Here is an 11,524-nt window from a genome sequence, read left to right as displayed (position 1 = left end):
CCGTGAACGCGTTCGTGAAGCAGGCCCTGGCCGGTCTGCGCGTCCTGCTGGTGCTGACCGTCATCACCGGCGTGCTCTACCCCGCCGCCGTCTGGCTCGTCTCGCGCGTGCCGGGCCTGCACGGCAACGCGGAGGCGACCGGCACCGAGCTGGTCGTGGTGCCGCGCGAGGGCGGTGGCTGGTTCCAGCCGCGCCCGTCGATGGCGACGCTGCCGGCGTCGGGCGGGTCCAACAAGGGCGAGCGCAACGCCGACTACGACGCGGTGATCGCCGAGCGGCGCGCCGAGGTCGCCGAGCGCGAGGGCGTGGCCGAGGACGCCGTGCCGCAGGACGCGGTGACCGCCTCGGCCTCCGGCCTGGACCCGCTGATCAGCGCCGAGTACGCGGCGATCCAGGCGCCGCGCGTGGCGCGGGAGCGCGGGCTGTCGGAGGACGCCGTGCGGGCGCTGATCGCCGAGGCCTCGGTGGGCCGCTCGCTCGGGTTCGTGGGCGAGCCGGGCGTCAACGTCACCGCCCTCAACCGGGCCGTGGACGCGGCGGAGTGACACCGACCGGGGGCCGTCTTCAGGGCGGCCCCCGGTCTTCCCCTTTTTCTGATCTCGGGAGCGGGCGGGACCGTGGACAAGCGCAAGCGCGGCGAACTGCGCATCTACCTGGGCGCGGCCCCTGGCGTCGGCAAGACCTTCGCGATGCTCGGCGAGGCGCACCGGCGGCGGGAGCGCGGCGCGGACGTCGTCGTCGCCCTGGTCGAGACGCACGGCCGGGAGCGCACCGCCAGCATGGTCGACGGCCTGGAGGTGCTGCCGCGCCGCGAGGTCCAGCACCGGGGGACCACGATCACCGAGATGGACGTGGACGCGGTCCTGGCGCGCGCGCCCGAGATCGCCGTGGTGGACGAGCTGGCGCACACCAACGCCCCCGGCTCCCGCAACGCCAAGCGCTGGCAGGACGTGGAGGAGCTGCTGGACGCCGGGATCGACGTGCTGTCCACGCTCAACATCCAGCACCTGGAGTCGCTCAACGACGTGGTGCGCCGCATCACCCGCGTCGAGCAGCGCGAGACCATCCCCGACGAGGTGGTGCGCCGCGCCGAGCAGGTCGAGCTGGTCGACCTGACCCCGGAGGCGCTGCGGCGCCGCCTGGCGCACGGCAACGTCTACGCCGCGCACAAGATCGACGCCGCGCTGGGCAACTACTTCCGGGTCGGGAACCTGACCGCGCTGCGCGAGCTGGCGCTGCTGTGGGTGGCCGACCAGGTGGACGTGGCGCTCCAGCGGTACCGCACCGAGCAGCGCATCACCGACACCTGGGAGGCCCGCGAGCGGGTCGTGGTCGCGGTGACCGGCGGCGCGGAGAGCGAGACGCTGATCCGGCGCGCCCGCCGCATCGCCGCCCGCGCCGGGGCGGAGCTGCTGGTGGTGCACACCATGCGCGGCGACGGCCTGGCCGGTTCCGCGCCCGAGTCGATCGCGGCGCTGCGCAAGCTGACCGAGGACGTCGGGGCCACGTTCCACATGGTCGTCGGCGACGACGTGCCCGCCGCGCTGCTGGAGTTCGCGCGCGGCGTCAACGCCACCCAGCTCGTGCTGGGCACCTCCCGCCGCACCCGCCTGGCGCGGGTGTTCGACGAGGGCATCGGCGCGGCCGTGATCGGGCAGTCCGGCAGCATCGACGTGCACATGGTCACCCACGACGAGTCGCGCCGCGCCCCGCGCTGGAAGGTCGACCGCAACCCGCTGACCGCGTCCCGCCAGGTCCTCGGCTGGTCGCTGGCGCTGCTGCTGCCGGTGCTGGTGACCGGGATCGGCATGGCGCTGCAGGAGGAGCTGGACTTCTCCACCGACCTGGTCGGGTTCTTCCTGGCCACGGTGGTGGTCGCGCTGGTCGGCGGGCTGGGGCCCGCGGTGGTGGCCGCGCTGGTCGGGGCGGTGCTGCTGAACTACTTCTTCACCCCGCCGTTCTACAGCCTCACCATCGCCACGCCGGAGAACATGCTGACGCTGGTGGTGATGGTGACCGTGGCGGTGCTGGTGGCGCTGGTGGTCGACCGGGCCGCCCGGTTGGCCGCGCAGGCCGCGCGCGCCCGCACCGAGGCCGCGCTGCTCGCCTCCTACGCGCGCACCGTGCTGACCAGCCCGCACCCGCTGGTGCGGCTGCTGGAGAAGGTCAGGGAGAACTTCGGCATGGAGTCGGTGGCGATGCTGGAGCGGGTGGACGGGGAGTGGCGGCGGGTGGCGTGCGTTGGCCCGAGGCCGTGCGACGAGCCGGACGAGGCCGACGCGGACGTGCCGGTCACGGCGGACGTGCACCTGTCGCTGCGCGGGCGCCCGCTGCCCGCCGCCGACCAGCGCGCGCTGGAGACCGCGGCCGGTCAGGCGCTGCTGGCGCTGCGGCAGCAGCGGATGGCGGTCGAGACGGCGGACGCGCAGCGGCGGGCGGCGACCACCGAGCTGCGCACCGCGATCCTGTCCGCCGTGGGCCACGACCTGCGCACCCCGCTGACCTCCATCAAGGCCGCGATCGGCAGCCTGCGCGACCCGGCGCTCGCACTGTCCGAAGAGGACACCGGCGAGCTGCTGGAGGCCGTGGAGGTGTCGGCGGACCGGTTGGCCGGGCTGATCGACAACCTGCTCGACTCCTCCCGCCTGGCCACCGGGGCGGTCGCGCCGCTGCTGCGGCCGGTGACCTACGACGAGGTGGTCGCGCGGGCGCTGTCCGGGCTGGACGACCGCGCGGCGGTGTCCGCGGACGTGCCGGAGGACCTGCCACCGGTGCTGGCGGACAGCGGCCTGCTGGAGCGGGTGGTGGCCAACGTGGTGGACAACGCGCTGCGGCACGGCAGGCTCTCGCCCCGGCGGGTGGTGGACGTGGACGGCGACGGGGTGATCACCGAGCACGAGCCGGAGGTGGTGGTGCGGGCCAGCGCGCACGACGACCGGGTGGAGCTGCGCGTGGTGGACCACGGCAGCGGCGTGCCGGAGAAGTCCGCGCGGGCGGTGTTCACCCCGTTCCAGCGGCTCGGGGACCGGGACAGCACGCCCGGCGTGGGGCTGGGTCTCAGCGTGGCCAAGGGTTTCGTGGACGCGATGGGTGGCACGATCAACGCCGAGGACACGCCGGGCGGCGGGCTGACGATGGTGATCTCGCTGCCGGTGGCCGACGGGTGGGTGGCCGACGCGTGAAAGATAGGCGCGTGAAGGGCGGGCGCGTGAGGCCGGACCCGTCGCGGGGACGGGGTCACCGCGCCCGCAACCGGTCGAACGCCGCCTGGCTGGCGGGGTCGGCGGCACGCATGATCACCAGCAGCTGATCGGGGTCCTGCACGGGCTTCAGCGTCTCGTACTGCACCGACAGCACCCCCAGCTCCGGGTGCCGCAACGCCTTGCTGCCCCGGCCGGTCGCCAGCACGTCCCGCTCCGCCCACACCCTGGCGAACTCCGGGTTCCGCGCGGTGAACTCGGCGATGAGCCCGCTCAGCGCCACGTCGTCCGGGTGCGCGGCCCAGGCCGCCCGCATGTGCGCCACGCCCTCCCGCACCACCCGCTCCCGGTCGACGTAGAACTCGCGCACCTCGGGGTGCATCAGGCACAGCCACATGGAGTTGCGCCGGGAGGGCGGCAGGGTGTCGACGTCCACCAGCAGCGCGGCCAGCTCCGGGTTCCAGGCCAGGATGTCGAACCGGTGGTTGAGCAGCATCGCGGGCAGCGGCGACAGGTCGGCCACCAGCCCGGCCAGCGGCGCGACCGCCTCGGTGGTCAGCCCGCCGCGCTCGGGGGGCCGCCGCCGCGCCAGGTCGAACAGGTAGGTGCGCTCGTCGGGGGCGAGCCGCAGCGCGCGGGCCAGCGCCTCCACCACCTCCACCGAGGGCCGCAGCCCGCGCGCCTGCTCCAGCCGCACCACGTAGTCCACGCTCACCCCGGCCAGCTCGGCGACCTCCTCCCTGCGCAGCCCTGGGGTGCGCCGGGCCCGCTCGCGCGCGGGCAGCCCGAGGTCGCCGGGGTCCAGGCGCTCCCTGCGGTTGCGCAGGAAGGCGGCCAGCTCGCGGTTCCGGTCCACAGCGGGGGTCGTCATGATCGCCTCAACGGCGGAGGGTGGGAAGGCTGTTCCCAGGAAGCGCTCTCCCTTACCGCGCCGGACCGCCGTGAGCAGACTCGTCCCGGCACGAGGAACACGACCACCGGAGACGTCACATGCCACTGACCCTGGACACCTACCGCCTGCTGGGCCGCTCCGGCCTGCGGGTCTCCCCGCTCGCGCTGGGCACGGCCACGTTCGGCACCGAGCACGGCTGGGGGGCGGAGAAGGCGGAGGCGCGGCAGCTGTTCGACGCCTACGTCGAGCGCGGCGGCAACTTCGTCGACACCGCGAACACCTACACCGACGGCACGTCCGAGCGCTGGCTGGGCGAGTTCACCCGGAGCACGCGGGAGAGCCTCGTGCTGTCGACGAAGTACACGACGCTGCGCAGGCCGGGTGACCCGAACTCGGCGGGCAGCCACCGCAAGAGCCTGGTCTCGTCGCTGGAGAGCAGCCTGACCCGGCTGGGCACCGACCACGTGGACCTGCTGCACCTGCACGTGTGGGACCTCACCACACCGGTGGAGGAGGTCCTGCGCGCGCTGGACGACCTGGTGCGCCAGGGGAAGGTGCTGCACGCGGCGATCTCGAACGCGCCCGCGTGGGAGGTGTCCCGGATGCAGGCGATCGCCGACCTGCGCGGCTGGTCGCCGCTGGTGGCGCTGCAGGTCGAGTACAACCTGGCCAACCGGGCGGCCGAGCGCGACCTGATCCCGATGGCGCGGGCGATGGGCCTGGGCGTGACCCCGTACTCGCCGCTGGCGGGCGGGCTGCTGACCGGCAAGTACGGGAGGGGCGGCGCGGCGGACAGCGCGCGGGAGGGCTTCAACACCGCGCTGGGCCTGGTGACCGAGCGGAACCTGGCGATCGCCGAGGAGGTGAAGCGGGTGGCGGGGGAGCTCGGGCGCACCCCGGCGCAGGTGGCGCTGGCCTGGACGTTGGCCAACCCCGCCGTGGTCGCCCCGGTGCTGGGCGCGCGGACCCCGGCGCAGCTGGCGGACAACCTGGGCGCGCTGGAGGTGGAGCTGGCGGCGGAGCACCTGGCCCGCCTGGACGGGGTGAGCCGGATCGAGCTGGGCTACCCGCACGACCTGCTGGCCAGCGACCACATCCGCGCCGTCATGCGCGGCGACCTGAAGCTGGCGCGGTGAGCGCCCCGACCGCCGTCCTCCTCGGCGTGGGCACCGGCCTCGGCCCCGCACTGGCCAGGCGCTTCGGCCGCGAGGGCTACCGGGTGGCCCTGGTGGCGCGCGGCGGCGACCGCCTGGCCGCGCTGGCGGGCGAGCTGGCCGGGGAGGGCGTGGAGGCCGAGCCGTTCACCGCCGACCTGTCCCGGCCGTCGCTGGTCCCGGAACTGGTCGAGCGGGTCAGGGCCCGGTTCGGCCGGATCGACGTGGTGGTGTGCGCGCCGCTGGACCTGTCCGGCTTCACCCCCGCAGCCGAGCTGACCGCGCAGGCGGCGGGCAGGCTGGTGGACCTGTACTACCTGACCCCGGTGGCGGTGGTGCGGGCCGTGCTGGGAGAGCTGCGCGAGCGCGGCGGCGGCAGCGTCCTGATCGCCCAGAGCGTCTCCGCGACCGAGCCCGCCCCCGACCTGAGCGGCATCGGCCCCGCGATGGCCGCGACCCGCAACTACGTGCTCAGCCTGGCGGCGGAGGTGGCGCGGCACGGCGTGCACGTGGCCGCGCTCCAGATCGGCGGGATGATCACCGGGAGCGCCGTGCACGCCGCGCTGCGGTCCGGCGCGATCGACCCGGACGTGGACTTCCCGGAGCTGGACCCGGCCGACGTGGCGGAGGAGCTGTGGCGCTCGCACACCGCGCGCGACCGCCCGGACGGCCGGTTCCCGCCGCTCGGGTAGCGCTCACCCGCCGGTCGGGACGGCCGCCCCGACCGGCGGGTGGGCCGCGCGCCGCAGCTCCCGCCAGGCCAGCAGCACCAGGAGTCCCAGGCCCAGCAGCGCGTAGGCGTCGCCCACGAGGTGCTGCCACCACGCCCAGGTCAGCTCGACGTCCCCGGTCCTGGGCAGCAGCCAGTGCGGCCCCACCAGCAGCACCACCCCGACCGCGACGCGGGCGTGGCCGTGCAGCAGGAGCAGCGCGGGCGCGGCCCACACCCAGTGGTGCGACCAGGACACCGGCGACACCAGCACCCCGGCGGCGGCCGTGGCCACCACGGCGGTGAGGTCGTCGCGCACCCCGCGCAGCACGACGACCAGCAGCGCCAGCACCACCGCGCACGCCGCGAACCACAGCGGTCCGTCGAGCCCGAGCCGCACCAGCACGCCCTTGACCGACTGGTTGCCCGCGTAGGGCAGCCCGCCCACCCGGTGCGGGTCGAGCACGGCGGAGGTCCAGAACACCACCGAGTCGCGCGGCGCGAGCAGCCAGCCCAGCACCGCGCACCCGGCGAAGGTCGTCCCCGCCGTCGCCGCGGCCCGGAAGTCCTTGCGGGACAGCAGGAACAGCACGAAGATCGCGGGCGTGAGCTTGACCGACGCGGCGATCCCGAGCAGCAGCCCGCGCGGCCACGGCGTGCGGGGCAGCAGGCAGTCCGCCGCCACGAGGGCGAGCAGGAGCAGGTTCACCTGCCCCAGCTCCAGGGTCCCGCGCACCGGTTCCAGCAGCAGGCACGCGGACGCCAGCCACAGCCCGCGCTCCCGCTCCCCCGCCGCGAGCACGCACACCCACCCGAGCAGCGCGACCCCGGCGGCGGTCCACAGCCCCACGACCACCGGCCACGGCAGCAGCGCGAGCGGCGCGAACAGCGCGGCGGCCAGCGGCGGGTAGGTGAACGGCAGCCCGTCCGGTCCGGGGAACGCGGACCCGTACAGGTCGGAGCCCTCCAGCCACACCCGCCCGCCGGTCAGGTAGACCCGCAGGTCCAGCAGCGAGGCGCCCACCCCGCGCCAGAGGAAGACGACGACCACGACCGCCGCGCACCCCGCCCACACCCGCCCTGCCGTGAACCCCTTGCGGGCCAAGGCGTTCCGCACGCTCACACCGACACCCCGGACCGCCGCGCGGCCCGCTCCCCCGCCAGCGCCACCGCCCCGAGCACGACCGCGATCGCCGCGCCGAGGGAGTTGTTCAGCAGGTCCTGGGTCTCGCAGACGCCGCGCTCGGTGAGCGGCTGCACCAGCTCGATCACCGCGCTGAGCCCGACCGCCGCCCCGAGCACCCGCCACGTCGCGCCGGTGGCCAGCACCGCGAAGAACGCGGCGGGCGCGAGCAGCAGCACGTTCAGCATCTCGTTGCCCAGGTCGAACGAGAACCCCCTGACGGTGCAGAACTCCGCGTGCGGGCTCCCGCTGTAGATCGACGCCCACTCCGGCACCTGCCTGGACAGCGTCACCCCGAGCACGAGCCCGACCCCGAGCCCGGCGAGCGCGCCAGGAACCCGCCGCCACCCCCACCGCCGCGCGGCCCACCACCCGGCGGCCCCGAGCAGCACCGGACCCACCACGACCCCGACCAGCATCGACGGCGTGTCCAGCAGGTGCAGCGCGCTGTCCACCAGACCACCCAGCGACCCCATCACGTCGCCCACCCCTCTCCTCCGATGTGGACGATCATCACGTCGGAGGGGGTCGCGCCGGATCGGTCGCGGGGCCGGGAAACGTTGCCGCTGGGCCGATCCCGCCTCGGCCGATCGACCGAGGGGCGCCCCCGGACGTGCCGGGGCCCGGACGTGCCGGGGCCCCGGCGGTGCGAGCACCGCCGGGGCCGGGAGGGGAAACCGCTGCCGCTGCCCGCTACCGGGCGCGGGCCATCAGCCGCTCGCGCAGCCGAGCACCGGTTTCCCCGGCGTGCCGGGCGTGGTCCCGAGGAAGCCGAACGTCGTGCTGCCCCCGGCCGCCACCGCGCCGTTGTGCGCGGCGTTCCTGGCGGTCACCGAGCCGCCCTGGCTGGTCACGGTCGCGTTCCAGGCCTGGGTGATCGACTCGCCCGCGCCCGCGCTCCAGGTCACCGTCCACGAGCTGATCGGCGCGCTCCCGGCGGTCACCTTCACCTCGCCCTGGAACCCGCCCTGCCACTGGTTGGTGACGGTGTAGGTCGCGGTGCACCCGGCCCCGCCCGGCGGGTTGTCCGTCCCACCGCCCCACCCGGCCGGGGAGTCCAGCCAGGCGACCCTGCGCAGCAACCAGTCCCGCACGTGCTGCACCTGCCCCTGCCAGGTGGGCGCGGTCGGCGTGACGAAGAACCCGACGGTGGGCGCGGACAAGTTGGGCCAGCGCTGGAAGTTGCGCGCCGCGCCGTTCGCGAGCGGGCGCGTCAGCGCGTCGATCCGGCTCTGCAGCGCGGAGTCCGACAGCGGCCCCCGGCGCAGCTCCTGCCAGCGCGCCTTGACCTGCGCGACGAACGCCGGGTCGCGCAGCAGCTGCGGGAACCAGTCGTTCGGCATCGGCTGGCGGGTCTGCTGGTGCTGCCAGCCCGCGACCTGGTCGTTCTGGAAGTAGCCGCCCACGCCGAAGGTCAGGTCGAAGTCCCAGAGCGGTCCGGCGACGATCTTGCCGTCGCGGTCCTTGTGGAAGTAGGAGCTGCGGACGTAGGCGTCCATGTTGCGGCTGACCTCGTTGACGATCAGGTGGCCGACGAACGAGGGCACGTCGAGGTACGCCCGGTACCCGGTGGCGGGGTCGGCGGAGTTCGGGGCGCGCAGGACGTCGTTGAACGCCTTCAGGTGCGCGCGCAACCAGTCCTTCTGCGCGGGGTTCGGCGCGGACGGGTCGACCAGCTCCAGGTAGTTCCAGCACGCGCTGCCGGTGCAGGGCAGCGTGGGCTCCTCGGCGGCCATCCACTCGAACTTCCAGATGTAGCCGCCCTGGATCTTGGGCGTGGTGGTGTCGTCCTCCTTGAGCTTCTTGAGGTCCAGCCGGTTCTTGGTGTTCTTGATCGTCTCCACGATCATGTACACGCCCTGGTAGTCGTTCGCCCCGACCGGTCCGGCGTCGGTGTTGACGTACAGCTCGACGAACGCGTGGCGCGGCGCCTTCAGCCCCATCTCCCGGCCGAGGTCGTAGACCAGCGCCTCGCGGACCAGCGACTTGTCCGGGAACGGGCCGCGCAGCACCCAGTCCGAGTCGGCGGGCATCCCGAGCACCGGGTGGTCGGCGTCGTCGTCCGCGTTGTCGTGGAACTCCAGGCGGTACGGGGTCTTGTCGAACGAGGCCGAGGACTGGCCGCGCAGCTTGGCCCCGGCGCGGGTGGCGACGGCGGGGGCGGACGCGAGGGAGGTCGTGCCGCCTGCTCCGGGCTGGAAGATCATGGTGGTGGAGTCGAGGTACTCCCGGCCGGGTTTGCCCGCGCCGTAGGTGTCGACCAGGACCACGGGCAGGTCGTGGGCGGTGGCGGTGTCGCGGGCGACGTACATGGCCGTTCCCGTGGCGCCGGAGGGGGTCGCGCCGGTGAAGGGCCGCGCGCGCAGCTGGGTGGTGCGGGTGAAGCGCAGCGGGGTTCCCTGGTACAGCGGGGATTGCGCGGTGGGGAGGGCGCCGTCGGTGGTGTAGCGCAGCTGCGCGCCGGACACCGGGGTCGACAGCGACACCGAAATCTGGCCCTGGAAGGTGCCGCTGGGCGCGGAGAACACCACGTCGCCGACCAGGTCGTCGGCGGCGGTCGAGGAGGTGGCGGGCGCGGCCGAGGAGGCGGACCCGGTTGCGGTGGCGAGTGGCGCGGCGGCGGCGGGGTGCGGGAGCGCGAGTGCGGCGAGCAGCACGAGCGCGGTGGTGGTGCGGGCGGTGGCCGTGGCGGCGCTGCCACGGGAGGTCACGCGCACGATGCCTCCTGTTCGGCGTGGTCGTGGTCGGCGCGGTCGATCCGGTCGCGGTCGACGTGGTCGGTGGGCGCGGCGTGGAAGTGGCGGCGCAGGGTCCTGCGCCACGGTGCGGCGGGCAGGTCGACGCGCAGCGCGGCCAACCCGGTGGCGTACTTGGAGATCCGGGCCGGTCGGGTGCCGTCCTGCCACAGCGCGCGGTCGACGGCGGTGGCGGCCGAGGCGGTCTTCGTCTCGACCACCGCGAGCCCCGGCAGCCGCAGCTCGCGCTCCGCGGTGCGCCAGCGCAGCCCGGTGTCGATGGTGACGCGGCTGGCCCCGCCGGGCAGCAGCAGGGTGGTGCGGTCGTAGTCGGTGACCAGGACCGGGTCGAGCGCGCCGCCGTCGCGCAGCTCGAACGACTCGCGGGCCAGCGCCTCGTCGACGAAGGCGCGGCCGGGGCGCACGGCGCGGCGGTCGCCGGGCAGGTAGGGCAGGCGGTGCTTGGTGGTGCTGCCGCGCGCGCCGCTGACCTTGACCTCCAGCCAGCACTGCGCGGAGTCCAGGTAGGTGCGGGTGCGGATCTTGAACCGCCTGCGCCTGCGGTGCGCCGCGCGGTGGTAGCTGAGCAGGCCGGGGGTGTCGAAGTACACCGACTGGTAGCGGAAGGAGCGCGCGCCGTCGACGTCGAGGACTCTGGCGTCGGCGGCGAACCGCTCCAGCAGGCGCGGCAGCGCGGCCGAGGGGACGAGGTACTTGCGGTCGACCCTGGTCTGGAGGGCGGCGCGGTCGACCAGCTCGGCGAGCCCGACCGGGGCGAGGCGGGCGAGCGCGCCCTCCGGGGACGTGGCGGTCACCGGCGTGCCCCGGCCCTGGCGGCGAGACCGGCGGCGGGCTCGGAAGCGGGCTCGGGCTCGGTCACCGCGTAGCGCACGTCCACGACGGTGGTCTCGTTGACCAGGTCGAGCCGCTGCACGAACACGGTGTGCACCCGCGCGCGCAGCAGCCGCTCCAGGTGGGAGACGAGCGCGGCGCGGTCGGTGAACGCCGAGTCCAGGACGAGCACCTGGTGCCGGTAGCCGCGGAACAACCGCCGGTGGTCGGCGAGGAACATGACGGCGACGATGAGGGCCATCAGGCCGCCGTTGAGCCAGGCCGAGGTGGTGCCGAGCGCGCCGAGGATGCCCAGCGCCAGCGCGCAGAAGTAGTAGGCGACCTCGTGCTGGTCCAGCTCGGTGGAGCGCAGGCGGATGATGGACAGCACGCCGAACAGCGCCATGCCCAGGCCGAGGCCCGCGCCGACGTCGCTGGAGCTGAGCGCGCTGGCCACGGCGAGCACGCCGATGTTGACGCCCAGGTAGGCGACGACCAGGTCGCGGCGGCGGTAGCGCGGGAAGTACAGCCCGAAGACGAGCAGCGCCACCGCGCAGAGGTCGATCGTGAACAGGATCAGTCGTGGCATCTCGTGCGCTCCTCCTGAGCCGCTGCCGGGTCCGCAGGGTGGTCGCTAAAGTTTCGATTGTTCATGGAAACTTTCGACACGTGGCGGAAACGATAGGGCGCGCCGAGGTGTCCCGTCAATGAACGCGAAACGGCTGCCGCCTATCAAAAGGCGCAGCACACCGCCGCTGCGGAAGGATCTTAGGCCAACAGGAGCACGGTGCGCCGAAGCACGAACCAGTCTTCGATCATG

10 protein-coding genes are annotated in these 11,524 nt (G+C 74.4%); 4 read left to right on the top strand and 6 right to left on the bottom strand.

What is annotated here, in order from left to right; genetic code table 11:
• Window positions 1-2 precede the first annotated feature (2 nt).
• Window positions 3-545 (top strand): potassium-transporting ATPase subunit C, encoded by a 543-nt coding sequence (locus tag LV78_RS28265; RefSeq protein WP_253848710.1) that lies wholly within the window; start codon window positions 3-5, stop codon window positions 543-545.
• Window positions 546-617: 72 nt separating this feature from the next.
• The gene (locus LV78_RS28260; RefSeq protein ID WP_253848709.1) at window positions 618-3,182 is read left to right on the top strand and encodes a sensor histidine kinase; all 2,565 of its coding nucleotides are present in this window, start codon (window positions 618-620) and stop codon (window positions 3,180-3,182) included.
• Window positions 3,183-3,237: 55 nt separating this feature from the next.
• On the opposite strand, the gene LV78_RS28255 is transcribed toward LV78_RS28260, so the two are convergent.
• On the bottom strand, window positions 3,238-4,071 hold the full coding sequence (locus LV78_RS28255; protein WP_253848708.1) for a helix-turn-helix transcriptional regulator: 834 nt from the start codon (window positions 4,069-4,071) through the stop codon (window positions 3,238-3,240).
• Window positions 4,072-4,190: 119 nt separating this feature from the next.
• Here LV78_RS28255 and LV78_RS28250 point away from each other — a divergent pair, with 119 nt between their 5' ends.
• Together LV78_RS28250 and LV78_RS28245 are read left to right on the top strand one after the other, a co-directional pair.
• Window positions 4,191-5,228 carry an aldo/keto reductase gene (locus LV78_RS28250; protein WP_253848707.1) on the top strand — a complete coding sequence of 346 codons (1,038 nt, stop codon included), beginning with the start codon at window positions 4,191-4,193 and terminating at the stop codon, window positions 5,226-5,228.
• Window positions 5,225-5,938, top strand: a complete 714-nt coding sequence (locus LV78_RS28245) for an SDR family NAD(P)-dependent oxidoreductase (RefSeq protein ID WP_253848706.1) — start codon at window positions 5,225-5,227, stop codon at window positions 5,936-5,938. The genes LV78_RS28250 and LV78_RS28245 overlap by 4 nt, the downstream gene beginning before the upstream one ends.
• Window positions 5,939-5,941: 3 nt before the next feature.
• On the opposite strand, the gene LV78_RS28240 is transcribed toward LV78_RS28245, so the two are convergent.
• From LV78_RS28240 to LV78_RS28220, 5 genes are all read right to left on the bottom strand, one after another.
• Window positions 5,942-7,078, bottom strand: a complete 1,137-nt coding sequence (locus tag LV78_RS28240; protein WP_253848705.1) for a glycosyltransferase 87 family protein — start codon at window positions 7,076-7,078, stop codon at window positions 5,942-5,944.
• Entirely contained in the window at window positions 7,075-7,626 is a 552-nt protein-coding gene (locus tag LV78_RS41800; RefSeq protein WP_253848704.1) for a VanZ family protein, read from the bottom strand. The genes LV78_RS28240 and LV78_RS41800 overlap by 4 nt, the downstream gene beginning before the upstream one ends.
• 222 nt (window positions 7,627-7,848) lie before the next feature.
• Complete coding sequence (locus tag LV78_RS28230; RefSeq protein WP_253848703.1) at window positions 7,849-9,855, bottom strand: CotH kinase family protein; 2,007 nt, start codon at window positions 9,853-9,855, stop codon at window positions 7,849-7,851.
• Window positions 9,846-10,688: a polyphosphate polymerase domain-containing protein gene (locus tag LV78_RS28225; RefSeq protein WP_253848702.1), complete on the bottom strand. Its 843-nt coding sequence runs from the start codon at window positions 10,686-10,688 to the stop codon at window positions 9,846-9,848. The genes LV78_RS28230 and LV78_RS28225 overlap by 10 nt, the downstream gene beginning before the upstream one ends.
• Window positions 10,685-11,293 (bottom strand): DUF4956 domain-containing protein, encoded by a 609-nt coding sequence (locus LV78_RS28220; RefSeq protein ID WP_253848701.1) that lies wholly within the window; start codon window positions 11,291-11,293, stop codon window positions 10,685-10,687. Before LV78_RS28220 ends, LV78_RS28225 begins: the two co-directional genes overlap by 4 nt.
• Between the last annotated feature and the right edge of the window lie 231 nt (window positions 11,294-11,524).

It is taken from the genome of Actinosynnema pretiosum (assembly GCF_024171695.1).
Lineage (GTDB): Bacteria > Actinomycetota > Actinomycetes > Mycobacteriales > Pseudonocardiaceae > Actinosynnema > Actinosynnema pretiosum.
The sequence above is the reverse complement of the archived record's forward strand: the minus strand, read 5'-3'. Positions and strand labels throughout refer to the sequence as shown.

Coding starts and splice junctions, on each gene's coding strand:
- LV78_RS28255 (WP_253848708.1), bottom strand. CDS start 4,071: ATGACGACCCCCGCTGTGGACCGGAACCGCGAGCTGGCCGCCTTCCTG.
- LV78_RS28220 (WP_253848701.1), bottom strand. CDS start 11,293: ATGCCACGACTGATCCTGTTCACGATCGACCTCTGCGCGGTGGCGCTG.
- LV78_RS28250 (WP_253848707.1), top strand. CDS start 4,191: ATGCCACTGACCCTGGACACCTACCGCCTGCTGGGCCGCTCCGGCCTG.